This window comes from Streptomyces sp. NPDC030222 (assembly GCF_055573115.1).
On sequence record NZ_JBVICA010000013.1, the window covers coordinates 38,053 to 60,030 of the forward strand.

Annotated in this window: 27 protein-coding genes; 3 read left to right on the top strand and 24 right to left on the bottom strand. The window is 69.6% G+C overall.

What is annotated here, in order from left to right; all coding sequences use genetic code 11:
• Window positions 1–175 precede the first annotated feature (175 nt).
• The 22 genes from rplO to ACZ4Z5_RS19780 form a co-directional block, all read right to left on the bottom strand.
• A complete protein-coding gene (gene rplO / locus ACZ4Z5_RS19675; protein WP_468264417.1) occupies window positions 176–631 on the bottom strand; it encodes a 50S ribosomal protein L15 in 456 nt (151 codons plus the stop codon).
• A 2-nt stretch (window positions 632–633) separates the two neighbouring features.
• Window positions 634–816, bottom strand: coding sequence for a 50S ribosomal protein L30 (gene rpmD / locus ACZ4Z5_RS19680; protein WP_468264419.1), 183 nt, complete (start codon window positions 814–816; stop codon window positions 634–636).
• On the bottom strand, window positions 816–1,421 hold the full coding sequence (rpsE, locus tag ACZ4Z5_RS19685; protein WP_030201551.1) for a 30S ribosomal protein S5: 606 nt from the start codon (window positions 1,419–1,421) through the stop codon (window positions 816–818). Before rpsE ends, rpmD begins: the two co-directional genes overlap by 1 nt.
• Before the next feature lie 41 nt (window positions 1,422–1,462).
• Window positions 1,463–1,846 carry a 50S ribosomal protein L18 gene (rplR, locus tag ACZ4Z5_RS19690; RefSeq protein ID WP_468264421.1) on the bottom strand — a complete coding sequence of 128 codons (384 nt, stop codon included), beginning with the start codon at window positions 1,844–1,846 and terminating at the stop codon, window positions 1,463–1,465.
• 4 nt (window positions 1,847–1,850) lie between these two features.
• A complete protein-coding gene (rplF, locus tag ACZ4Z5_RS19695) occupies window positions 1,851–2,390 on the bottom strand; it encodes a 50S ribosomal protein L6 (RefSeq protein ID WP_468264423.1) in 540 nt (179 codons plus the stop codon).
• A gap of 20 nt (window positions 2,391–2,410) precedes the next feature.
• The gene (rpsH, locus tag ACZ4Z5_RS19700) at window positions 2,411–2,809 is read right to left on the bottom strand and encodes a 30S ribosomal protein S8 (protein ID WP_345039145.1); all 399 of its coding nucleotides are present in this window, start codon (window positions 2,807–2,809) and stop codon (window positions 2,411–2,413) included.
• Between the two features lie 242 nt (window positions 2,810–3,051).
• Window positions 3,052–3,237, bottom strand: coding sequence for a type Z 30S ribosomal protein S14 (locus ACZ4Z5_RS19705; RefSeq protein WP_003956452.1), 186 nt, complete (start codon window positions 3,235–3,237; stop codon window positions 3,052–3,054).
• A 2-nt stretch (window positions 3,238–3,239) separates the two neighbouring features.
• Window positions 3,240–3,797, bottom strand: a complete 558-nt coding sequence (gene rplE, locus ACZ4Z5_RS19710) for a 50S ribosomal protein L5 (protein ID WP_468264425.1) — start codon at window positions 3,795–3,797, stop codon at window positions 3,240–3,242.
• Window positions 3,797–4,120, bottom strand: a complete 324-nt coding sequence (gene rplX / locus ACZ4Z5_RS19715; protein WP_023587023.1) for a 50S ribosomal protein L24 — start codon at window positions 4,118–4,120, stop codon at window positions 3,797–3,799. The genes rplE and rplX overlap by 1 nt, the downstream gene beginning before the upstream one ends.
• 2 nt (window positions 4,121–4,122) lie before the next feature.
• Complete coding sequence (gene rplN, locus ACZ4Z5_RS19720) at window positions 4,123–4,491, bottom strand: 50S ribosomal protein L14 (RefSeq protein WP_055718836.1); 369 nt, start codon at window positions 4,489–4,491, stop codon at window positions 4,123–4,125.
• Window positions 4,492–4,622: 131 nt separating this feature from the next.
• A complete protein-coding gene (rpsQ, locus tag ACZ4Z5_RS19725; RefSeq protein ID WP_067283945.1) occupies window positions 4,623–4,907 on the bottom strand; it encodes a 30S ribosomal protein S17 in 285 nt (94 codons plus the stop codon).
• Window positions 4,907–5,131, bottom strand: a complete 225-nt coding sequence (rpmC, locus tag ACZ4Z5_RS19730) for a 50S ribosomal protein L29 (RefSeq protein ID WP_030759371.1) — start codon at window positions 5,129–5,131, stop codon at window positions 4,907–4,909. The genes rpsQ and rpmC overlap by 1 nt, the downstream gene beginning before the upstream one ends.
• A complete protein-coding gene (gene rplP / locus ACZ4Z5_RS19735; protein ID WP_468264428.1) occupies window positions 5,131–5,550 on the bottom strand; it encodes a 50S ribosomal protein L16 in 420 nt (139 codons plus the stop codon). Before rplP ends, rpmC begins: the two co-directional genes overlap by 1 nt.
• 5 nt (window positions 5,551–5,555) lie before the next feature.
• The gene (gene rpsC / locus ACZ4Z5_RS19740) at window positions 5,556–6,386 is read right to left on the bottom strand and encodes a 30S ribosomal protein S3 (RefSeq protein ID WP_468264430.1); all 831 of its coding nucleotides are present in this window, start codon (window positions 6,384–6,386) and stop codon (window positions 5,556–5,558) included.
• Window positions 6,386–6,733 (bottom strand): 50S ribosomal protein L22, encoded by a 348-nt coding sequence (gene rplV / locus ACZ4Z5_RS19745; RefSeq protein WP_468264432.1) that lies wholly within the window; start codon window positions 6,731–6,733, stop codon window positions 6,386–6,388. Before rplV ends, rpsC begins: the two co-directional genes overlap by 1 nt.
• A 43-nt stretch (window positions 6,734–6,776) precedes the next feature.
• Window positions 6,777–7,058 carry a 30S ribosomal protein S19 gene (rpsS, locus tag ACZ4Z5_RS19750; RefSeq protein ID WP_166628878.1) on the bottom strand — a complete coding sequence of 94 codons (282 nt, stop codon included), beginning with the start codon at window positions 7,056–7,058 and terminating at the stop codon, window positions 6,777–6,779.
• Window positions 7,059–7,070: 12 nt separating this feature from the next.
• Complete coding sequence (rplB, locus tag ACZ4Z5_RS19755; protein ID WP_468264434.1) at window positions 7,071–7,907, bottom strand: 50S ribosomal protein L2; 837 nt, start codon at window positions 7,905–7,907, stop codon at window positions 7,071–7,073.
• 38 nt (window positions 7,908–7,945) lie between these two features.
• On the bottom strand, window positions 7,946–8,260 hold the full coding sequence (gene rplW / locus ACZ4Z5_RS19760; protein ID WP_468264436.1) for a 50S ribosomal protein L23: 315 nt from the start codon (window positions 8,258–8,260) through the stop codon (window positions 7,946–7,948).
• Window positions 8,260–8,910, bottom strand: a complete 651-nt coding sequence (gene rplD / locus ACZ4Z5_RS19765) for a 50S ribosomal protein L4 (RefSeq protein ID WP_468264438.1) — start codon at window positions 8,908–8,910, stop codon at window positions 8,260–8,262. Before rplD ends, rplW begins: the two co-directional genes overlap by 1 nt.
• Before the next feature lie 8 nt (window positions 8,911–8,918).
• Window positions 8,919–9,563 carry a 50S ribosomal protein L3 gene (gene rplC, locus ACZ4Z5_RS19770; RefSeq protein ID WP_468264439.1) on the bottom strand — a complete coding sequence of 215 codons (645 nt, stop codon included), beginning with the start codon at window positions 9,561–9,563 and terminating at the stop codon, window positions 8,919–8,921.
• Between the two features lie 13 nt (window positions 9,564–9,576).
• Window positions 9,577–9,885: a 30S ribosomal protein S10 gene (gene rpsJ, locus ACZ4Z5_RS19775; RefSeq protein ID WP_003948644.1), complete on the bottom strand. Its 309-nt coding sequence runs from the start codon at window positions 9,883–9,885 to the stop codon at window positions 9,577–9,579.
• 472 nt (window positions 9,886–10,357) lie between these two features.
• Window positions 10,358–10,846, bottom strand: a complete 489-nt coding sequence (locus ACZ4Z5_RS19780) for a hypothetical protein (RefSeq protein WP_468264441.1) — start codon at window positions 10,844–10,846, stop codon at window positions 10,358–10,360.
• A 228-nt stretch (window positions 10,847–11,074) separates the two neighbouring features.
• Here ACZ4Z5_RS19780 and ACZ4Z5_RS19785 point away from each other — a divergent pair, with 228 nt between their 5' ends.
• From ACZ4Z5_RS19785 to ACZ4Z5_RS19795, 3 genes are all read left to right on the top strand, one after another.
• On the top strand, window positions 11,075–12,796 hold the full coding sequence (locus ACZ4Z5_RS19785; protein ID WP_468264443.1) for an RNA ligase family protein: 1,722 nt from the start codon (window positions 11,075–11,077) through the stop codon (window positions 12,794–12,796).
• A 296-nt stretch (window positions 12,797–13,092) separates the two neighbouring features.
• The gene (locus ACZ4Z5_RS19790; protein ID WP_468264445.1) at window positions 13,093–16,059 is read left to right on the top strand and encodes a poly(A) polymerase; all 2,967 of its coding nucleotides are present in this window, start codon (window positions 13,093–13,095) and stop codon (window positions 16,057–16,059) included.
• A 250-nt stretch (window positions 16,060–16,309) separates the two neighbouring features.
• On the top strand, window positions 16,310–18,265 hold the full coding sequence (locus ACZ4Z5_RS19795) for a PIG-L family deacetylase (protein WP_468264703.1): 1,956 nt from the start codon (window positions 16,310–16,312) through the stop codon (window positions 18,263–18,265).
• 209 nt (window positions 18,266–18,474) lie between these two features.
• Here ACZ4Z5_RS19795 and tuf read toward each other — a convergent pair whose 3' ends face one another.
• Together tuf and fusA are read right to left on the bottom strand one after the other, a co-directional pair.
• Window positions 18,475–19,668, bottom strand: a complete 1,194-nt coding sequence (gene tuf, locus ACZ4Z5_RS19800) for an elongation factor Tu (RefSeq protein WP_468264447.1) — start codon at window positions 19,666–19,668, stop codon at window positions 18,475–18,477.
• A gap of 151 nt (window positions 19,669–19,819) precedes the next feature.
• Window positions 19,820–21,946, bottom strand: a complete 2,127-nt coding sequence (fusA, locus tag ACZ4Z5_RS19805) for an elongation factor G (protein WP_468264449.1) — start codon at window positions 21,944–21,946, stop codon at window positions 19,820–19,822.
• Window positions 21,947–21,978: the final 32 nt, after the last annotated feature.

The window sequence follows — 21,978 nt, forward strand, 5'->3', positions numbered from 1 at the left end:
CGTATCAGTCAAAAGCCGCCCGACCGGGGTCAGGCGGCCCGGGGCCAAGCCCCAGGTGTTGCAGCAACAGTGCACGCCACCTTACCGGCGACGGTGCCCCCCTTGGAACGACCAACCGGGGATGCCCCCTCAGAGAGGGCATCCCCGGTCGATGCGTTCAAGCCATCGGCTCGTCTCAGACGAGCTCGGTGACGGTGCCGCCGGCGGCGGCGATCTTCTCCTTGGCGGAGCCGGAGACGGCGTCGACCGTCACCTGCAGCGCCACGGAGATCTCGCCCTGGCCCAGGACCTTGACGAGCTGGTTCTTACGAACGGCACCCTTGGCGACCAGGTCGGCCACCGTGACCTCGCCACCCTGCGGGTAGAGCGCGGCCAGCTTGTCCAGGTTCACGACCTGGAACTCGGTGCGGAACGGGTTCTTGAAGCCCTTCAGCTTCGGGAGGCGCATGTGCAGCGGCATCTGGCCACCCTCGAAGCGCTCCGGAACCTGGTAGCGGGCCTTGGTGCCCTTGGTACCACGACCGGCCGTCTTACCCTTCGACGCCTCACCACGACCGACACGGGTCTTGGCGGTCTTGGCGCCCGGGGCGGGACGGAGGTTGTGGATCTTCAGCGGGTTCTGCTCCGCCATGATCAGTCGACCTCCTCGACCGTCACGAGGTGGCGGACGGTGTGCACCATGCCGCGGAACTCGGGGCGGTCCTCCTTGACGACCGTGTCACCCAGGCGCTTGAGGCCCAGGGTGCGCAGGGTGTCGCGGTGGTTCTGCTTGCTGCCGATGTACGACTTCGTCTGCGTGATCTTGAGACGGGCCATTACGCACCCGCTCCCGCACGCGCACGCAGCAGGGCCGCGGGGGCGACGTCCTCGAGCGGCAGACCGCGGCGGGCCGCGATCTCCTCGGGACGCTGCAGACCCTTCAGGGCCTCCACGGTCGCGTGCACGATGTTGATCGCGTTGTCGGAGCCCAGGGACTTCGACAGGATGTCGTGAACGCCGGCGCACTCGAGCACGGCACGCACCGGGCCACCGGCGATAACACCGGTACCGGGGGAAGCCGGCTTGAGCAGGACGACGCCCGCGGCCTTCTCACCCTGGATCGGGTGCGGGATGGTGCCCTGGATACGGGGGACCTTGAAGAAGTGCTTCTTGGCCTCCTCAACGCCCTTGGCGATGGCGGCCGGCACCTCCTTGGCCTTGCCGTAACCGACACCCACGGTGCCGTCACCGTCGCCCACCACGACCAGCGCGGTGAAGCTGAAGCGACGACCACCCTTCACAACCTTGGCGACGCGGTTGATCGCGACGACGCGCTCAACGTACGCGGTCTTCTCGGCGGCAGCTGCGCCGCCGTCACGGCCCTTCCGGTCCCGCCGCTCGCCGCCACCGGCACCGCTGCCGCGGCGCTGGGGTCCAGCCATTGGATTTACCTCTCTCTGTTTCCGCTAGCTACGGAACCGGCTCAGAACTTGAGCCCGGCTTCGCGGGCGGCGTCCGCCAGGGCGGCGATGCGCCCGGCGTACCTGTTGCCACCACGGTCGAACACGACAGCCTCGACACCGGCGGCCTTGGCACGCTCGGCGACCAGGGCACCGACCTGCTTGGCCTGCGCGGACTTGTCGCCCTCGCCACCACGGATCGCAACGTCGAGGGTCGACGCCGACGCCAGGGTGTGGCCCTTGAGGTCGTCGATGACCTGCGCGACCATGTGGCGGTTCGAGCGCGTCACGACGAGGCGCGGACGCTCGGCCGTACCCGACACGTTCTTGCGGATGCGGATGTGGCGGCGCTTCTTGGCGGCAGCCTTGTAGGCGTCACCCTTGGCGATCTTCACACCGTATGCCATGGCTTTACTTACCAGCCTTTCCGACCTTGCGGCGGATGACCTCGCCCGCGTACTTGACGCCCTTGGCCTTGTACGGGTCGGGCTTCCGCAGCTTGCGGATGTTGGCGGCGACCTCGCCGACCTTCTGCTTGTCGATGCCCTCGACCGAGAACTTGGTCGGCGACTCGACCTTGAAGGAGATGCCCTCGGGGGCCTCCACCAGGATCGGGTGGCTGTAGCCCAGCGAGAACTCCAGAGCGGAGCCCTTCGCGGCGACACGGTAACCGACACCGCTGATCTCGAGCGCCTTGACGTATCCCTGGGTCACACCGGTGATCATGTTCGCCACCAGGGTGCGGGACAGGCCGTGCAGCGCCTTGTTCTGCCGCTCGTCATTCGGACGGGTGACGTTCAGAACGCCGTCCTCGCCCTTGACGATCTCGATCGGCGCGGCAACGGTGTGGGTCAGGGAGCCCTTGGGGCCCTTCACCTGGACCGTACGGCCGTCGATGGTGACGTCCACGCCGGCGGGAACCGGGATGGGGAGCTTGCCGATACGCGACATTGCTTTTCCTCCGTTCCCGATTACCAGACGTAGGCGAGGACTTCCCCACCCACGCCCTTCTTCTGCGCCTGCTTGTCGGTCAGCAGACCGTGCGACGTGGAGATGATCGCCACGCCGAGGCCGCCGAGCACCTTCGGCAGGTTGGTGGACTTCGCGTAGACCCGGAGGCCGGGCTTCGAGATCCGCTTGATGCCCGCGATGGAGCGCTCGCGGTTCGGGCCGAACTTCAGCTCGAGGACGAGGTTCTTGCCGACCTCGGCGTCCTCGACACGCCAGCCCGTGATGAAGCCCTCCTGCTGGAGGATCTCCGCGATGTGAGACTTGATCTTGCTGTGCGGCATCACGACGGAGTCGTGGTACGCCGAGTTCGCGTTACGCAGACGCGTGAGCATGTCTGCGATCGGATCAGTCATGGTCATGAATTGGCCTTCGGCCTCTCTCGCCGGGGTTTCCTATCTGTGCCATCCCTCTCCCCGCTCTTGGGCGGGACGGGTGCGGCACGGGGACCTACGGCGTAGTAAGCATTCATTGTGCTAGCGGGCAGCGCCCGCGGGCGATCGAGGGCGGCAGACGCCCAACCCCACAAGCCTACGGCATGTGGAGAGGGCACCTGCCGGCCCCATTGCTTACCGAGAGTCCCGTATCAACCCGAAGTGGGCTGTTACCAGGAGCTCTTGGTCACGCCCGGCAGCTCGCCACGGTGAGCCATCTCACGAAGGCACACGCGGCAGAGGCCGAACTTGCGGTAGACGGAGTGCGGCCGGCCGCAGCGCTGGCAGCGGGTGTACGCGCGCACACCGAACTTCGGCTTGCGGGCGGCCTTAGCGATCAGAGCCTTCTTCGCCACGGTCAGTTCTCCTTGAACGGGAAGCCGAGGAAACGAAGGAGGGCGCGGCCCTCGTCGTCGTTGGACGCCGTGGTGACCACGGTGATGTCCATGCCCCGCGTCCGGTCGATCTTGTCCTGGTCGATCTCGTGGAACATGACCTGCTCCGTGAGACCGAAGGTGTAGTTGCCCCGACCGTCGAACTGCTTCGGGGACAGACCACGGAAGTCGCGGATGCGCGGCAGCGCGAGCGACAGGGTGCGGTCCAGGAACTCCCACATGCGGTCGCCACGCAGGGTGACGTGGGCACCGATCGGCTGGCCCTCGCGCAGCTTGAACTGCGCGATGGACTTACGGGCCTTGGTGACGGCCGGCTTCTGGCCGGTGATCGTGGTGAGGTCGCGGATCGCGCCCTCGATCAGCTTGGAGTCGCGGGCGGCGTCGCCCACACCCATGTTGACCACGATCTTGACGAGACCCGGAACCTGCATGACGTTCTCGTACTTGAACTCGTCACGCAGCTTGCCGACGATCTCCTCGCGGTACTTCGTCTTGAGACGCGGAGTCGTGGTGGTAGCCATCAGATGTCCTCACCCGTCCGCTTGGCAACGCGGATCTTGTTGCCGTTCTCGTCGAAGCGGTAACCGACGCGGGTCACGACCTTCTTGCCGTCCTTCTCCACGACGAGCTGAACGTTGCTCACGTGGATCGGGGCCTCGACGGTCACGATGCCGCCGGCCTGCGAAGCGCGGCCGGGCTGGTTCGCCTTGGTGTGCTTCTTGACCCGGTTGACACCCTCGACCAGGACGCGGTCCTCGCGGGGGAAGGCCGCGATGACCTTGCCCTGCTTGCCCTTGTCCTTGCCGGTGATGACCTGAACCAGGTCGCCCTTCTTGATCTTCATGCTTACAGCACCTCCGGCGCGAGCGAGATGATCTTCATGAACTTCTTCTCGCGCAGCTCACGGCCGACCGGGCCGAAGATGCGGGTGCCGCGAGGGTCACCGTCGTTCTTCAGAATGACGGCGGCGTTCTCGTCGAAGCGGATGTACGAGCCGTCCGGACGACGGCGCTCCTTGACGGTGCGCACGACGACAGCCTTGACGACGTCGCCCTTCTTCACGTTGCCACCGGGGATCGCGTCCTTGACGGTGGCGACGATGACGTCACCGATGCCCGCGTAGCGGCGACCGGAACCACCGAGCACACGGATGCAAAGGATTTCCTTCGCACCAGTGTTGTCGGCGACGCGCAGTCGCGACTCCTGCTGGATCACGTCTATCTCCTGATCGTCTGCCGGTTCCCCGCAGGGGCTTCGGATGAAGCCCCTGCGGAGCCTGGCGGAACTGTTCCTAGGGAGTCCCCCTAGGAGGGATGTGCTTGCCTAGGTGAATTTCCTGACGGAAATTACTTGGCCTTCTCGAGGATCTCGACGACGCGCCAGCGCTTCGTCGCGGACAGCGGCCGGGTCTCCATGAGGAGGACGCGGTCGCCGACACCCGCGGCGTTCTGCTCGTCGTGCGCCTTGAGCTTGTTGGTACGGCGGATGACCTTGCCGTACAGCGCGTGCTTGACACGGTCCTCGACGGCGACGACGACGGTCTTGTCCATCTTGTCGCTGACGACAAGACCCTCACGGGTCTTGCGGAAACCGCGAGCGGTCTTCTCTTCAGTCACGTTGCTCTCGCTCATCAGGCGTTCTCCACCGTCTCGATGCCCAGCTCGCGCTCGCGCATCAGGGTGTAGATCCGGGCGATGTCCTTACGGACCGCCTTCAGACGGCCGTGGTTCTCGAGCTGACCGGTCGCCGCCTGGAAGCGGAGGTTGAACAGCTCTTCCTTGGCCTCGCGGAGCTTGGCGACAAGCTCCTCGTTGCCCAGCTCGCGCAGCTCGGACGCCTTGGTACCGGCCGACATCACGCTTCACCTGCCTCGCGCTTGACGATCCGGCACTTCATCGGCAGCTTGTGGGCCGCACGAGTGAGAGCCTCACGCGCAATCTTCTCGTTCGGGTAGGACAGTTCGAACATCACCCGACCGGGCTTGACGTTCGCGACCCACCACTCCGGGGAACCCTTACCGGAACCCATGCGGGTCTCGGCAGGCTTCTTGGTCAGCGGGCGGTCCGGGTAGATGTTGATCCAGACCTTGCCACCACGCTTGATGTGACGGGTCATCGCGATACGAGCGGACTCGATCTGACGGTTCGTCACGTACGCCGGGGTCAGCGCCTGGATGCCGTACTCGCCGAACGCAACCTGCGTACCACCCTTGGACATACCACTGCGCTTCGGGTGGTGCTGCTTGCGGTGCTTGACCCTACGAGGGATCAGCATGTCGGTCAGGCCTCCGTTCCGGTGCTCTCGGCCGGAGCAGCGGCAGCGGCCTCGGCCTTGGGGGCCTCGGCAGCGGCGCTCTGCTGCTGCGGCTTGCGGCCGCGGCCGCCACGCTCGCCACCACGGCCACCACGGGCCGGGCGGTCGGCGCCACCACGGGCCGGGCGGTTGCCGGCACGGGCAGCGGCGTTCTCGGCGCGGACCTCGGCGATGTTCTTGACGTCGCCCTTGTAGATCCAGACCTTCACGCCGATGCGGCCGAAGGTCGTCTTGGCCTCGAAGAAGCCGTACTCGACGTTCGCGCGCAGCGTGTGCAGCGGCACACGACCCTCGCGGTAGAACTCCGAGCGGGACATCTCGGCACCGCCGAGACGGCCACCGCACTGGATCTTGATGCCCTTGGCGCCGGCCTTCATGGCGGACTGCATGCTCTTGCGCATGGCCCGACGGAAGGAGACGCGGGAGGACAGCTGCTCGGCAACGGCCTGGGCCACCAGCTGGGCGTCGACCTCGGGGTTCTTGACCTCGAGGATGTTCAGCTGGACCTGCTTGCCGGTGAGCTTCTCGAGGTCGCCGCGGATGCGGTCGGCCTCGGCGCCACGGCGGCCGATGACGATGCCCGGGCGGGCGGTGTGGATGTCCACGCGGACACGGTCACGGGTGCGCTCGATCTCGACCTTGGAGATTCCGGCGCGCTCCATGCCGGACGTCATCATCCGACGGATGGCGACGTCTTCCTTGACGTAGTCCTTGTACAGCTTGTCGGCGTACCAGCGCGACTTGAAGTCGGTGGTGATGCCGAGCCGGAACCCGTGCGGGTTTACCTTCTGGCCCATTACCGGGTTCCTTCCTTGCTGGCGACGACCACGGTGATGTGGCTGGTCCGCTTGCGGATCCGGTAGGCACGGCCCTGGGCACGCGGACGGAACCGCTTCAGGGTCGGGCCCTCGTCGACGTACGCCTCGCTGATGAACAGCGAGGAGGCGTCCGTGTGGTTGTAGTTGTGCGCGGCGTTGGCGATGGCGCTGTCCAGCACCTTGCCGACCGGCACAGACGCGGCCTGCGGAGCGAAACGCAGGACCGCCTGGGCCTCCGTGGCGTCCATGCCACGGATGAGGTCCACCACACGGCGGGCCTTCATGGGCGTGACGCGGATGTACCGCGCCTGAGCCCTGGCTTCCATGGTTGTCCCTTCGGTGTAAGTCATAGTCGTTCACACCCCGCGATTAGCGGCGCTTCGACTTCCGGTCGTCCTTGACGTGGCCGCGGAAGGTGCGAGTCGGCGAGAACTCGCCGAGCTTGTGGCCGACCATGGACTCGGTGACGAACACCGGGACATGGGTCTTGCCGTTGTGCACCGCGATCGTGTGGCCCAGCATGGCCGGGATGATCATCGAGCGACGGGACCAGGTCTTGATGACGTTCTTGGTGCCGGCTTCGTTCTGGGCGTCCACCTTCTTGATGAGGTGGTCGTCGACGAAGGGCCCCTTCTTGAGACTGCGCGGCATCTAAACCCGCTCCTAGCGCTTCTTGTTCGTCTTGCGGCGGCGGACGATGTACTTGTTCGACGCCTTCTTGGGCGAACGAGTACGGCCTTCCTTCTGACCCCACGGGGAGACCGGGTGGCGACCACCGGAGGTCTTGCCCTCACCACCACCGTGCGGGTGGTCAACCGGGTTCATCGCGACACCGCGGACGGTCGGGCGGACGCCCTTCCAGCGCATACGGCCGGCCTTGCCCCAGTTGATGTTCGACTGCTCGGCGTTGCCGACCTCGCCGACAGTGGCGCGGCAGCGGACGTCGACCAGGCGGATCTCACCGGACGGCATGCGCAGGTGGGCCATGGAGCCCTCCTTCGCCAGCAGCTGCACGGACGCACCGGCCGAGCGGGCGAACTTGGCGCCGCCGCCCGGACGCAGCTCGATGGCGTGCAGGGTGGTACCGACCGGGATGTTGCGCAGCGCCAGGTTGTTGCCGGGCTTGATGTCGGCACCGGGGCCGTTCTCAATCCGGTCGCCCTGCTGCAGGCCGCGGGGGGCCAGGATGTAGCGCTTCTCGCCGTCCGCGTAGTGCAGGAGCGCGATGCGCGCGGTGCGGTTCGGGTCGTACTCGATGTGAGCGACCTTGGCCGGCACGCCGTCCTTGTCGTGGCGACGGAAGTCGATCAGGCGGTAGGCACGCTTGTGGCCACCACCCTGGTGACGGACGGTCACACGACCGGTGTTGTTACGGCCGCCCTTGCTGTGCAGGGGGCGGACCAGCGACTTCTCCGGCGTGGACCGCGTGATCTCGACGAAGTCGGCGACGCTGGAGCCACGACGGCCCGGAGTCGTCGGCTTGTACTTGCGGATACCCATTTCTCAGTCCTCGTCCGATATCGGACCAGGGCGCTCCGTTAGGAGGCCTGGCCGAAGATGTCGATTCGGCTGCCCTCGGCAAGGGTCACGATGGCGCGCTTGGTGTTGGCGCGCTTGCCGAAACCGGTGCGGGTGCGCTTGCGCTTGCCCTGGCGGTTGATCGTGTTGACCCCGGTGACCTTGACCGAGAAGACCGCCTCGACGGCCTGCTTGATCTGGGTCTTGTTGGCGGTGGGCGCGACGATGAACGTGTACTTGTTCTCGTCGAGCAGCGCGTAGCTCTTCTCGGAAACAACCGGCTTGACGAGGATGTCTCGCGGGTCCGTGAAGGTCTTGCTGGTGATCTCGGCCATCAGGCCTCGCTCCCCTCGTTGTCAGCGGCCTTGGGGCCAGACACGAAGGACTCGAAGGCGGCCTTGGTGAAGACCACGTCGTCGGAGACGAGCACGTCGTACGTGTTCAGCTGGCCCGGCTCCAGGATGTGCACCTGGGGCAGGTTGCGGGCGGACAGCCACGCGGCCTCGTCGGCGCGCTCGACGACCAGGAGCAGGTTCTTGCGCTCCGAGATCTTGCCGAACAGCGTCTTGGCGGCCTTGGTGGAAGCGGCACCCTCGACCACGCCGGAGACGACGTGGATGCGGGAGTGACGGGCCCGGTCGGTGAGGGCGCCACGCAGGGCGGCGGCCTTCATCTTCTTCGGGGTCCGCTGCGAGTAGTCACGCGGCACGGGGCCGTGGACGACGCCACCGCCGGCGAACTGCGGCGCACGGGTCGAGCCCTGACGGGCGCGGCCGGTGCCCTTCTGGCGGTACGGCTTCTTGCCGCCACCGCGGACCTCGCCACGGGTCTTGGTCTTGTGCGTGCCCTGACGGGCAGCGGCCAGCTGCGCGACGACGACCTGGTGGATCAGCGGAACGCTGACCTTGGCGTCGAAGATCTCCGCGGGGAGCTCGACGGTCCCGGCCTTGTCGCCAGCAGGCGAAAGGATGTCAATGGTGCTCATCGGTTACCTCAGGCCCCCTTGGCCGCGGTACGGACCAGGACGAGGCCGCCGTTCGGACCAGGAACCGCGCCCTTGATGAGCAGCAGGCCCTTCTCCGCGTCAACGGCGTGAACGGTCAGGTTCTGGGTGGTGACCCGCTCGTTGCCCATACGGCCCGCCATGCGGAGGCCCTTGAACACACGGCCCGGGGTGGCGCAGCCACCGATGGAACCGGGCGAGCGGTGCTTGCGCTGGGTGCCGTGTCCGGCGCCCAGGCCACGGAAGTTGTGGCGCTTCATGACACCGGCGAAGCCCTTGCCCTTGCTCTTGCCGGTGACGTCGACCTTGACGCCCGCCTCGAAGACCTCAGCGGTGATCTCCTGGCCGAGGGTGTACTCGGAGGCGTCTGCGGTGCGGAGCTCCACCAGGTGGCGGCGCGGGGTCACGTCGGCCTTGGCGAAGTGGCCCTTGAGGGGCTTGTTCACCTTGCGCGGGTCGATCTCGCCGAAGGCGATCTGGACCGACTCGTAGCCGTCGGTGTCGTTGGTGCGGACCTGGGTAACGACGCAGGGCCCGGCCTTGACGACGGTCACGGGGACGACACGGTTGTTCTCGTCCCAGACCTGCGTCATGCCGAGCTTCTCGCCCAGGACGCCCTTGATCTGCTTAGCCATCTCGCGCGTCACCTCAGAGCTTGATCTCGATGTCGACGCCGGCCGGCAGGTCGAGACGCATCAGCGAGTCAACCGTCTTCGGCGTGGGGTCGAGGATGTCGATGAGGCGCTTGTGCGTGCGCATCTCGAAGTGCTCGCGCGAGTCCTTGTACTTGTGCGGCGACTTGATGACGCAGTACACGTTCTTCTCAGTGGGCAGCGGCACCGGGCCCGCGACCGACGCACCAGTGCGGGTCACCGTCTCGACGATCTTCTTCGCCGAGGAGTCGATGACCTCGTGGTCGTAGGCCTTGAGCCGGATGCGGATCTTCTGTCCCGCCATGGCTACTTCGTAGTCCTGTCTCTCGTAACGCTCTGGAGCCCGGTGTTCCACCCTCTTCCCCGACCCACGCGGTCGGGCGTGTCGCGCTCCCGCTACGCAGGTGTCCGCGGACGGATTCCCTGTGGAAGGGGTTCGGGGGAAGAGGTCCCACCAGGCGCCTGGCCGGGGCCCCGCTGACACTTCCCGGAAGATTCCCGTACGTCCGCCCCAGCGCTGCCTTACGGCAGTTGGGACGACGAGTACTGTGGGACTCGCTTCCGGTCCTCCCGGCGGGAGGCGCGCAGCATCGGCACTCAACCGAGCAACCCCGACAGTCTGCCATACGGGGCACCCGGGGTGCCAATCGGGGCGAAGACCTTACCCGGCCGGTGGTGCATGTCAAACCGCGCGCGCCGAGCGCGTGTGTCGTGTGTCACCGCGGTCCCGCGGGGCCGGACACCCCGGTGCGGCGAGGCGTGGCCCGCCCGGGGAATCAGTCCGGGCCCTCGTCCTGCGGGAAGCCCCACCACACACCGTCGATCCGGGCGAGCCGGACCTTCAGGGTCTCACCCGTGGCGACGAAGGTCAGCCGTGCCTCGGACACCCCGTCCTTCGGGTAGGCCGGCCGGGAGGGCAGCGGCTCGTTGCGCCGCACCGGGTCGACCTCGGCCACGACCTCGCCGCTCGCGTCGTCGGCGAGCGGCAGCACGAACGGCGGCGGACCGCCGATGTCCCCGCCGCTGTAGCCCGCCGTGAGCGCCTCGATCCCCGCCAGGTCCTTCTCGGCGATCCGCTGGAGGAGCACCGTGAGGAAGTCCCGGACGTCCTGCCCTGGCGCCTCACCCCGGTAGGAGATCCGTGCCTCGGGGTCCGCCGCGCCCTCGTAGGGCGGCTCCTCCGAGCGGTTCCACCACCGGTTCCCGGCCACGAGCAGCAGTGCCGCAACGGCGCGGAGCGCGACGCCCCACGCAGCGCGGCGCACACCGCTGCGCAGGAGGCGGGAGGGGCGTCCGCGGCGGGCGTACGGTGCTCGGTGCCGTCTGCTGCGTCCCCGGACTTCCCTCCTCGTCGGGCTGTCCGGTCCTTCACGGCGGAAGGCGCAGGCGGACGCCACCGGAGACCGGCCGTCGCCGGTTATTCGTTCGAAGCCGCCTCCCCCGCCCTCCTACAGTGAGCCGGCACAAGAATGTTCATCGGGGGGCCGGACATCATGCGTACGCAGTATCCGCGGACTCCGCACCTGCCGTGGTCGCCGGGGGCGGCGGCCGACGACGTGCGGGCCGGGGACCTGTCGGGCCTGGCCGGTCACGAGGTCGTGGTCACCGAGAAGCTCGACGGGGAGAACACCACGCTGTACGCCGACGGGCTGCACGCCCGGTCGCTGGACTCCGGGCACCATCCGTCCCGGGCGTGGGTGAAGGGACTCCAGGGGCGGATCGGCGCCGGGATCCCGCAGGGCTGGCGGGTGTGCGGGGAGAACATGTACGCCCGGCACTCCCTCCCCTACGACGACCTGGGGAGCTGGTTCTACGGCTTCTCCGTGTGGGACGACCGGGACCGGTGCCTGGACTGGGACCGCACCGTGCGGTTCCTGCGACGGCTCGGGGTGCCCGTGCCACGGGTCCTCTGGCGCGGCGAGTTCGACGAGCGGGCGCTGCGCCGGCTGCGGCTGGACCTCACCCGGCACGAGGGGTACGTCGTACGCACCGTCCGGGGCTTCGCGCGGCAGGACTTCCGCCGGCACGTCGCCAAGTGGGTGCGCGCCGGGCACGTGCAGACCGGCACCCACTGGATGCACACCGCCGTCGTGGAGAACGGGCTCGGCCCGGCCGCCGCGCTGTGGGACGTACGGTCCGGCGCGGCACCCGATGCTGCGGCCCTGGCCCGGGCGGTCGGCGTCGACGTCACGGACACCGCCGAGTCGGTCGCCGGCACGGCGGCCCGGCTCGACGTCCTCGGGCGCACCGGGGACGCTCGGCTCATCGGCGTCCTCGCAGCGCTGCTGCACGGCCGGCGGCGCGCGGAGGTCGCGGCCCGGCTCGCCGCCACCGTCGGCATGCCGCTCGCACGGCGCGTCGCCGACGTCGTCGGACTCCACGCGGCGCTGCACCGCCCGTACCCCGACGACGACCGGCGGACCGGGCTCGCCCGGATGGCCCTCGCCGCGGACCTCGGAGTGCTGCACGCGGTCGCCGGAGCGGTCGCGACGGACGCCGGGGCACGCGAGCAGGCCGACTGGTCCGCGCTGCACGCAGAGGACGCCGGGCTCATGGGCGAGGACCCGCTCGGGCCACTGCGCACCGGTCTGCGCGAGGCGCTCGCCGGGCTCGGCCCCGACGAGGCCGACCGCTGCTGGGCCGAGGCCCGCGAGGCCTGGACCCTGGGGCGGATCGGCACGGCCGAGGAGGCCGTCGCGGCGACCTGGCGGTGGCGTTCCGGGGACTTCCCCCGGCTGGTCCAGCTGGTCGGGCCCTCCGGCAGCGGCAAGAGCACCTTCGCCGCGCGGGCGGCACGCGGCGGCACCCTCCTCTCGCTCGACGCCCTGCGCGAGGCGCGCGGCTCCCGCGCCGACCAGCGGCAGAACCAGGACGTCCTCCGCGAGGGGCTGAAGCTGCTCGACTCCGCGCTGGCCCGAGGAGGGACCGTGGTGTGGGACGCCACCTCCCTCAATCCACAGCAGCGTTCCCTCGTGCACGCGGTCGCGCACCGCCGCGACGCGCTGATCACGCACGCGGTGGTGCTGGTCGAGGAGGACGAACTGGTCCGGCGCAACGCCGGACGGGCCCACCCGGTGCCGCCCGACGTACTGGCCTCGCAGCTCCGCCGCTTCACCCCGCCTTACCCCGGCCAGGCCCACCGCACCCGGTACATCGGCGCACACGGGTCCGTGGAGGACACCGACGGGTCGCTCCACTACGAGGTGGAGACGTGATCCGACTGCGGGACGTGATGCGGCCGGGAAAAGCGCCGCGGGCAGGGGACGCACCACCGACAGGGAGCACCCCGCGGCCGGGGGACGCACCACCGACAGGAAGCGCACCACGCCCAGGCGGCGCACCACCGACAGGAAGCGCACCACGACCAGGCGACGCACCACCGACAGGCGACGCACCGCGGGCAAGAGGCGCCTCGCGGCGCTGTGAGGGCCCCGGCGCCGGGCGCGCCCACGGAACCGCCCGGGACACCACGCGCCTCCTGCGCGGTGGGACCGTGGAGGAGGAGACGTAGATGCGCACCAGCGAGGAGATCTACCACCGCGTCCGCTGGGACCCGCGGTTCGACCCCGCACGGTTCGTGCTCGGGATCAACCAGCGCGGCGCCGCGCCCAAGCGCGTCCCGCTGCCCGCGTTCGTGCCCGGCGGCGACATCCCCTGGCACCGGGTGCTGTTCGTCGAGGCCGACGGCGAACTGGTCTGGGACCGCGCCACCGGCATCGACCGCATCGACGCCACGGACGCCGGCCGGACACGCGATCCGCGACGGCTGCGGGCACCGTTCTTCACGGCCTGCACCCCGTACCGCTGGGCCCCCGGACGGGGCTGGGCACCCGCCGGGGCACCGGGCGACGCGCCGCCCGCGCCGGGACTGCGCGTGCTCACCTGGAACACCCTGTGGGACCGGTACGACAGCGACCGCATCGACACCGCCCGGCGCCGGCCCCTGCTGCTCGCCGCCCTGGAGGAGGCGGACGCGGACGTCATCGCCCTGCAGGAGGTCGAGCCCGAGCTCTTCGCCATGCTGCTGCGCGCCCCCTGGGTACGGGCCCACTACACACTCGGCACCGACCCCTCCGGGAGGGACGTCGACGACAGCGGAGTGCTGCTGCTCAGCAGGCTCCCCGTACGGGAGGCCGGCCGCCATGTCCTCGGCCCGCACAAGGCCGTGACCGCCCTCACCGTGGAGACCGCCGCCGGGCCGCTCGTCGTCGCCACCACCCATCTCAGCAGCGACCACTCGGACGACGGCGCCGGCCGTCGGCAGACGGAACTCGCCCGGCTCGCCGAAGGGCTCGCCGGCGTCGACGGCGACGTGGTGCTGCTCGGCGACTTCAACGACGGCAGCGACGGCCCGGCGCTCACCCTCGGAGTACGGGACGCCTGGACCGAGGTCCACGGGTCCGACGACCGGACCCCGACCTTCGACCCGGGCGTCAACCCGCTCGCCGCGGTGTCCTCGCTGACCGGCCGCGTCTCCCGGCTCGACCGGATCCTGCTGCGCGCCGACGGCCTCCACGTCGGAGCCGCGGCACTGCGCGGGGACACGCCGACCCCGGAAGGGCTGTACATCTCGGACCACTACGGGGTCGAGGCCGAACTCGTCTTCGGCGCGGACCCCGGGACCGCGGACGCCCTCGACGCGCCGCCGACCCCGCGTACCGCCGTCGCCTGGCTGCCGCCGCGCGAACTGTGGCCGCCGCTCCAGGAGCTGCGCCGGGCTCACGACCCGCAGATCCACCGCTGGCCGCCGCACGTCAACGTCCTCTTCGGGTTCGTCCCGGAGTCCGACTTCGAGGCCGCCGCGCCGCTGCTCGCCTCCGCCGCGGCCGAGGTCGCGCCCTTCACGGCACGCCTCGACGGCATCCACACCTTCGGCCATCGCGAGGACGCCACCGTCTGGCTCGATCCGGCCGCCGCCGACGAGAAGCCGTGGGCGGACCTGCGCCACGCCCTGGAACGCCGGTTCCCCCGCTGCCGCGGACGCCACCACGGCTACACGCCCCACTTGAGCCTGGGCCGCACCACCGACCCGCACACCGTCGCCGCCGAATGCACGGACCGGCTCGACGCGATGACCGCGCGCGTCGGCGAGCTCGTCCTGCTCTCCCGCCGCGGCGGCGAACCGATGCGGCCGCGGGCCACGGTCGCGCTCGGCACCGGCGAAGTGCGCTGGCTGCCGGAAGGGACGGACCCCGGCTTCCCCGATGCCGACGCCCCCCGCGTCGGCACCGGCGGCGGCCCGTACGCCGCCCGGCGGGAGAGCGCCCCGCGGCCCGCCGCCGAACCGCACGACGCCATGACGCAGGACGCCGAGCCGCAGGACGCCATGACGTACGACGTCGTGGCGCGGGACGGAGCGGACCGGGAGGGGTCGGCGCGCCGTACCGCGCAGCGCGTCTCCGAGGCCCTCCCCGAGGGAGTCGTGCACGTCGTCGGATCACGGCGCATGGGCTGCGCCCTCCCGGACGCCGACCTGGACCTGGTCGCCGCGCTGCCCGGCACCGTGGACATGGCGGACGTACGGGCCAGGGTGGCGGCCGCGGTGCCGGACGCCGACCGGCTGCGCGAGGTGCGCGGCGCACGCGTCCCGGGCCTGCGCTTCCAGGTGGGGGACCTGGGCGTCGACCTCGTCGTGGTCGGCACCGGTGACCTCCCTCCCGAGGAGGCCGTCGCGCGCCGCACCGGGCTCGGCGAGGCGGCGGCTGTCGCGCTGAGCGCGGTGAGTGATGCGGACACGGTCCGGACCTCGGTCGGAGCCCGTCACGCGGCGTTCGCCGGGCTCGCCCGTGCCGTCAAGGCCTGGGCGAGGGCACGCGGCCTGGACTCCGCGCCCTTCGGAGGCCTGCCGGGTCTCGCCTGGGCCCTGCTCGCCGCGCGGACCGTCCGCGAGTCGCCCGGCCTCGAAGGCGACGACCTGCTCCGGCAGTTCTTCGCCACCTGGGCCGCATGGGACTGGCGGGACCCGGTCGGCGAGCTCGCACCGGGCACCCGGCTGCCGATCGCACTCCCCGTCACCGTCCTGACCCCCACGGCGCCGGTCCGCCCGTGCTCCGACCAGATCGGGCCCGGTGGCCGGGACCTGCTGGCGCAGGAGCTCTACCAGGCGTGGGACGTCCTCGACGACGCCGCCCGCACCGGCGCCGACCCCCGGCCCGCGCTGCTGGCGCCACCGCCGATGCACCGGCGGCACGCGGCCTGGGCGGTGCTGACCGTCCGCCTCTCCGACGAGACACTCGGACGCGTCCGCGGCCGGATGCGCGCCCTCCTCACGGCTCTGGACGACGCCGGTGCGCCGGACGCCCACGCCTGGCCCCGCGCCTTCCGGTCGGGCCATGCTTCGGTCCGGTTCGTGGTCGGTCTCGGACGGACACCGCCGGACGCCGCGGCCCTCGCGGAGATCGGCGAAGGATGGCTCAGGGGGCTGCCGGACGTACGTCTCGACCACACGGGGCCCGGCGGGGTGCCGACCCTCACGTAGACGACCACACGAGGCCCGGCCGGTGGGCCCGCAGACTGCCGGTGGACGTCCTCACGGCCATCCCGGGCACCCGGAACCCGCACGCGTGACAACCCTGGGACCTCGCAAGCCGTCTAGCTCATCGGACCACATGATCGGAGCACGCGGCGTCTGCTGCGGGGGGACGGACGGAGCGGCACGCGTGAGCGACACACCCGGAACCGGGCTGCCTCGGCCCGGACGACGCCGCGTACTGGGGGGCGTCGTAGGAATGGCGACGGCGGCCGTCCTGGGCGCCTGCTCCGTACCCGCCACCCGCCGCAAGGGCCCCACCGCCGACCCCGCCCCCGGGAAGGCGATCGCCTCGCACGGCCGGGCGCAGCTCATGCAGGTGCTGGCGCATCCGGACGACGACCTGTACTTCATGAACCCGGACACCCGGCACCAGCTGGACTCCGGCGTGCCGCTGGTGTGCGTGTACGTCACGGCAGGCGACGCCGACGGCGTCAACAAGACGCCGGGCAGGCCCGATCCGCCCGCCGACAAGCCCCGTTACTCCGCCGCCCGGCACCAGGGCCTGCGCCAGGCCTACGCGGCCATGCTGGGCCTGCCGGTGTTCACCCCGTGGCAGCGGTACGTCGCGAAGCTCCGCTCCGGCCACACGGCGGAGGTGAACATGCTCGCGCACCGGGGCCGCAGGATCGACCTGGTCTTCCTCAACCTGGGCATGCACACCCGCTACGGGGACATGGGTCTGCCGAGCCTCTGGAGGGACCGCGGCATGACGCTGCGGACGGTCGCGGCGACGGGTTCGCCCGCCACGGGCACCGAGGAGTACGACCACGACGAGCTGATCGACGTACTCGCCGGGCTGATGGCCGCGTACCGCCCGACGGTCGTCCAGACACTGGACCCTGATCCGGACATCCAGGACAGCGACGAGGAGACCCGCCGCCGGGACAGCGAGCAGATCGGCTACTCCGACCACGGCGACCACACCGCCGCCGCGGGCTTCACCTGGGCCGCGATGATCCGCTGGGTCGCGGAGGCGACGGACAGCGGCGGCGAGGTACCGGCGTTCGCGGTGACCTCGTACCGCGGCTACTACAACCGCCACTGGCCGAAGAACCTCCCGCCGAAGGTCCTGAGGGACAAGGCCGCGCGCCTCGTCCCGTACGGCGGCGCACCGGACTGGAAGTGCGGGAACGCGGCAGGCTGCGGCGACTACAACGTCGGCGGGACCCGCCCGCTCAGCAACCGCAAGGGATGGGTGCGGGCCACCCACTACCGCTATCCCGGGGCGCGCCCGGCCCTCGCCTCGGAGCCCGGCGGACGGCTCGCCGCGTACGGCGTGCTCGGTCTGCGTGCCGTGCGGTGGCGGGAGACCGCCCCGGGCAGCGGACGCTGGGGCTCCCCCGACGACCTGGGCGGCGGGCCGCTCGCACCCGTCCTCGGGCACACCGTGCTGAAGGACGGCCGGCAGCTGGTGTTCGGCCTGCGGTTCTCCGCCCTGGGCGGGCGTGGAGCGGCGAACACACGGGAAATCGTGCTCCTGGAGCAGCGGCGGGCCGGGGCCGGCTTCGGCGCCTGGGTGTCGCTCGGCAATCCGGAGAAGGTGCCCGACCGCGGCCGCCGTATCGGTGTGCCGGTCGCGGTGACCGCCCCGGACGGGCGGGTCCACCTCTTCGTACGGAACGCCGACAAGCACGTCAGTACGCGCGTCCGGAGCGCGGACGGCCGCTGGAGCGGCTGGCGGGACCTCGGCGGCGGGCCCGCCGAGGAGATCCAGGACGGCCTGGCGGTCTCCGTCGGCCCGTCGGGCGGCGTCCACGTCCACGCGGCAGGTCGCGGCACCGTGCACCACTGGACACCGGAGGGGCTGCAGCCGCCGACCCGCCTGCCGGAGCCGGGCGGCCCACTGGCCGCGCTCGGCGGCGACAGCCTGTACTACCGCGGGCCCGCGACGAACCGGCTCACCGCGACCCGCACCCCGGGCCTGCGTTTCGACGGGTACGGCGCGGTGGTGGCGGCCGGCAGCCCGGCCGCGCCGGTGCTGCTCGGCAGGGACGAGACGGGAACCGTCCAGCTGCTGGTGGACGGCGGGCCCGTACGTCCCATACCCGGGCCGGTGACGCTGGAGGGTCCTGCCCTGCACGTGTCCGCGCGGGGCGGTCCGGTGGTGGCGGGAATCGGGCCGGACGGACTCCCCTGGCTCTGGCGGCCGTAGCCCCTCGGGGCGGGCGGGCGGAAGAGATCACCGCGTTCCGCCTCGGCGGACTCCGCCGCAGCATCGAGGCGACGCCCGAAGGCATCAGGGCGTCGGCGACGCAGAACCGAGGCTGCGGCCCGGAAACGGCCGTAGGGCCCCGGGAGAAATCCCGGGGCCCTACGGTGTGGAGCTCGTGGAGCGAGCTACCAGGTCAAACCGTCAGGAAATTACTTGACGATCTTGGTGACCTGGCCGGCGCCGACGGTCCGGCCACCCTCACGGATGGCGAACTTCAGGCCCTCCTCCATGGCGACGGGCTGGATGAGCTCGACCTTCATCTCAGTGTTGTCGCCCGGCATGACCATCTCGGTGCCCTCGGGGAGGGTCACAACACCGGTCACGTCAGTCGTACGGAAGTAGAACTGCGGACGGTAGTTGTTGAAGAACGGCGTGTGGCGGCCGCCCTCGTCCTTGGACAGGATGTAGGCCTGGGCCTCGAACTCGGTGTGCGGGGTGACCGAGCCCGGCTTGATGATGACCTGGCCGCGCTCGACGTCCTCGCGCTTGATGCCACGGAGCAGCAGACCGACGTTCTCACCGGCCTGGCCCTCGTCGAGCAGCTTGCGGAACATCTCGATGCCGGTGACCGTGGTGGTGGTCTTCTCCGGACGGATACCGATGATGTCGACGGTCTCGTTGACCTTGAGGACACCACGCTCGATACGACCGGTGACGACGGTGCCACGACCGGTGATCGTGAAGACGTCCTCGATCGGCATCAGGAACGGCTTGTCGGTGTCACGCGGCGGGGTGGGGATGGACTCGTCCACGGCCTTCATGAGGCCGAGGAGCTTCTCGCCCCACTCCTTGTCGCCCTCGAGGGCCTTGAGCGCGGAGACCTGGACGACCGGAACGTCGTCGCCCGGGAACTCGTACTCGGTGAGGAGCTCACGAACCTCGAGCTCGACGAGCTCCAGGATCTCCTCGTCGTCCACCATGTCGGCCTTGTTCAGGGCGACGACGATGTACGGAACGCCGACCTGGCGGGCCAGGAGCACGTGCTCCTTGGTCTGCGGCATCGGGCCGTCGGTGGCGGCGACCACGAGGATGGCGCCGTCCATCTGGGCAGCACCGGTGATCATGTTCTTGATGTAGTCCGCGTGACCGGGGCAGTCGACGTGGGCGTAGTGACGCGACTCGGTCTGGTACTCGACGTGCGCGATGGAGATGGTGATACCGCGCTGGCGCTCCTCAGGAGCCTTGTCGATCTGGTCGAAGGCCGAGGCCTCGTTCAGGTCCGGGTACGCGTCGTGCAGCACCTTGGTAATGGCGGCCGTGAGGGTCGTCTTACCGTGGTCGATGTGACCGATGGTGCCGATGTTGACGTGCGGCTTAGTCCGCTCGAACTTCGCCTTCGCCACTGGGGTCCTCCTGTGGAGTGGTTCTGTACGCCTTACTTCATCGGCGCCAGGTGATCTTTGCTGGGGTGCCGGCCGCCGGGGAAATCCCCCGTGATGTTCCGGGTTGTTCCCCGGCGGTCGGTGTCAAGCCTAAAGCGTGTGCTCGGGAGAGTTACTCGCCCTTGGCCTTCGCGATGATCTCCTCGGCGACGTTCCGCGGAACCTCGGCGTAGGAGTCGAACTGCATCGAGTAGCTTGCGCGACCCGAGGTCTTGCTGCGGAGGTCGCCGACATAGCCGAACATCTCCGACAGCGGCACCAGGCCCTTGACGACTCGGGCGCCGGCACGCTCCTCCATGGCCTGGATCTGGCCACGGCGGGAGTTGATGTCGCCGATGACCTCACCCATGTAGTCCTCGGGCGTGGTGACCTCGACGGCCATCATCGGCTCGAGCAGCACGGGGCTGGCCTTGCGCGCGGCCTCCTTGAAGGCCTGCGAACCGGCGATCTTGAACGCGAGTTCGGAGGAGTCGACCTCGTGGTAGGCACCGTCGAGAAGCGTGACGCGAACGCCCGTCATCTCGTAGCCGGCCAGGATGCCGAACTGCATCGCCTCCTGGCAGCCGGCGTCCACCGAGGGGATGTACTCCTTGGGGATGCGGCCACCGGTGACCTTGTTGACGAACTCGTACGAGGTGTCGCCACCCTCGAGCGGCTCGATCGCGATCTGCACCTTGGCGAACTGACCGGTACCACCGGTCTGCTTCTTGTGGGTGTAGTCGACGCGGTCGACCGTCTTGCGGATGGTCTCGCGGTACGCGACCTGCGGCTTGCCGACGTTGGCCTCGACCTTGAACTCACGCTTCATACGGTCGACGAGCACCTCGAGGTGAAGCTCGCCCATACCGCCGATGACGGTCTGGCCGGTCTCCTCGTTGGTGTGAACCTGGAAGGAGGGGTCCTCCTCCGCGAGACGCTGGATGGCGACACCCAGCTTCTCCTGGTCACCCTTGGACTTGGGCTCGATGGCGACCTCGATGACCGGCGCCGGGAAGTCCATGGACTCCAGGATCACCGGGTTCTTGTCGTCGCACAGCGTCTCACCGGTCGTGGTCTGCTTCAGACCCATGACGGCGATGATGTCGCCGGCGCCCACCGAGTCGATCTCCTCACGCTTGTTCGCGTGCATGCGGTAGATCTTGCCGATGCGCTCCTTCTTGCCCTTGACGGAGTTCAGCACCGCGGTGCCGGACTCCAGGCGGCCCGAGTAGACCCGGACGAAGGTGAGCTTGCCGAGGTGCGGGTCGCTCATGATCTTGAACGCCAGCGCCGACAGCGGCTCCTCGTCGGACGGCTTGCGGCGGACGACCTCTTCCGCGTTGCTGACGGCGTGGCCCTCGATGGCCTCGACGTCGAGCGGCGACGGGAGGTAGCGCACGACCGCGTCGAGCAGGGGCTGGACGCCCTTGTTCTTGAACGCAGTGCCGCAGAACACCGGGGTGACCGTGGTGTCCTTGGACTTGCCGGACGCGATGGTGATGCGACGGATCGCGGCGTACAGCTGCTCCTCGGAGGGCTCCTCGCCCTCCAGGTACAGCTCCATGATCTCTTCGTCGTTCTCGGCGACCGTCTCGAGGAGCTTGCCGCGCCATTCGTCGGCAGCCTCGGTGTGGGTGGCCGGGATGTCGACGACGTCGTACATCTCGCCCTTGGTGGCCTCGGCGGACCACACCAGAGCCTTCATGCGAACGAGGTCGATGACGCCCTTGAAGTCGGCCTCGGCACCGATCGGAAGCTGCATGACGATCGGGGTCGCGCCGAGGCGGTCCGAGATCATGTCGACGCAGCGGTGGAACTCGGCGCCGGTCCGGTCGAGCTTGTTGACGAAGCAGATGCGGGGCACGCCGTAACGGTCGGCCTGACGCCACACCGTCTCGGACTGCGGCTCGACACCGGCCACACCGTCGAACACCGTGACGGCACCGTCGAGCACACGGAGCGAACGCTCCACCTCGACCGTGAAGTCGACGTGGCCCGGGGTGTCGATGATGTTGATGGTGTGATCGACGTCCTCGAGCGGCCAGTGACAGGTCGTCGCGGCGGACGTGATCGTGATGCCGCGCTCCTGCTCCTGCTCCATCCAGTCCATCGTGGCAGCGCCGTCGTGGACCTCACCGATCTTGTACGAAACACCGGTGTAGAACAGGATGCGCTCGGTGGTGGTCGTCTTGCCCGCGTCGATGTGGGCCATGATCCCGATGTTGCGGACCTTGCCCAGGTCAAGCGAAGTGGTAGCCATAAGGCTTCAGTCTTCTCTCGGTCTCTCGATGT

Bases quoted from the DNA above. Each gene is read 5' to 3' on its own strand.
- rplO (WP_468264417.1), bottom strand. From the start codon at position 631: ATGGCGGAGCAGAACCCGCTGAAGATCCACAACCTCCGTCCCGCCCCG.
- rpmD (WP_468264419.1), bottom strand. From the start codon at position 816: ATGGCCCGTCTCAAGATCACGCAGACGAAGTCGTACATCGGCAGCAAG.
- rpsE (WP_030201551.1), bottom strand. From the start codon at position 1,421: ATGGCTGGACCCCAGCGCCGCGGCAGCGGTGCCGGTGGCGGCGAGCGG.
- rplR (WP_468264421.1), bottom strand. From the start codon at position 1,846: ATGGCATACGGTGTGAAGATCGCCAAGGGTGACGCCTACAAGGCTGCC.
- rplF (WP_468264423.1), bottom strand. From the start codon at position 2,390: ATGTCGCGTATCGGCAAGCTCCCCATCCCGGTTCCCGCCGGCGTGGAC.
- rpsH (WP_345039145.1), bottom strand. From the start codon at position 2,809: ATGACCATGACTGATCCGATCGCAGACATGCTCACGCGTCTGCGTAAC.
- rplE (WP_468264425.1), bottom strand. From the start codon at position 3,797: ATGGCTACCACCACGACTCCGCGTCTCAAGACGAAGTACCGCGAGGAG.
- rplX (WP_023587023.1), bottom strand. From the start codon at position 4,120: ATGAAGATCAAGAAGGGCGACCTGGTTCAGGTCATCACCGGCAAGGAC.
- rpsQ (WP_067283945.1), bottom strand. From the start codon at position 4,907: ATGAGCGAGAGCAACGTGACTGAAGAGAAGACCGCTCGCGGTTTCCGC.
- rpmC (WP_030759371.1), bottom strand. From the start codon at position 5,131: ATGTCGGCCGGTACCAAGGCGTCCGAGCTGCGCGAGCTGGGCAACGAG.
- rplP (WP_468264428.1), bottom strand. From the start codon at position 5,550: ATGCTGATCCCTCGTAGGGTCAAGCACCGCAAGCAGCACCACCCGAAG.
- rpsC (WP_468264430.1), bottom strand. From the start codon at position 6,386: ATGGGCCAGAAGGTAAACCCGCACGGGTTCCGGCTCGGCATCACCACC.
- rplV (WP_468264432.1), bottom strand. From the start codon at position 6,733: ATGGAAGCCAGGGCTCAGGCGCGGTACATCCGCGTCACGCCCATGAAG.
- rpsS (WP_166628878.1), bottom strand. From the start codon at position 7,058: ATGCCGCGCAGTCTCAAGAAGGGGCCCTTCGTCGACGACCACCTCATC.
- rplB (WP_468264434.1), bottom strand. From the start codon at position 7,907: ATGGGTATCCGCAAGTACAAGCCGACGACTCCGGGCCGTCGTGGCTCC.
- rplW (WP_468264436.1), bottom strand. From the start codon at position 8,260: ATGGCCGAGATCACCAGCAAGACCTTCACGGACCCGCGAGACATCCTC.
- rplD (WP_468264438.1), bottom strand. From the start codon at position 8,910: ATGAGCACCATTGACATCCTTTCGCCTGCTGGCGACAAGGCCGGGACC.
- rplC (WP_468264439.1), bottom strand. From the start codon at position 9,563: ATGGCTAAGCAGATCAAGGGCGTCCTGGGCGAGAAGCTCGGCATGACG.
- rpsJ (WP_003948644.1), bottom strand. From the start codon at position 9,885: ATGGCGGGACAGAAGATCCGCATCCGGCTCAAGGCCTACGACCACGAG.
- ACZ4Z5_RS19785 (WP_468264443.1), top strand. From the start codon at position 11,075: ATGCGTACGCAGTATCCGCGGACTCCGCACCTGCCGTGGTCGCCGGGG.
- ACZ4Z5_RS19790 (WP_468264445.1), top strand. From the start codon at position 13,093: ATGCGCACCAGCGAGGAGATCTACCACCGCGTCCGCTGGGACCCGCGG.
- ACZ4Z5_RS19795 (WP_468264703.1), top strand. From the start codon at position 16,310: ATGGCGACGGCGGCCGTCCTGGGCGCCTGCTCCGTACCCGCCACCCGC.
- fusA (WP_468264449.1), bottom strand. From the start codon at position 21,946: ATGGCTACCACTTCGCTTGACCTGGGCAAGGTCCGCAACATCGGGATC.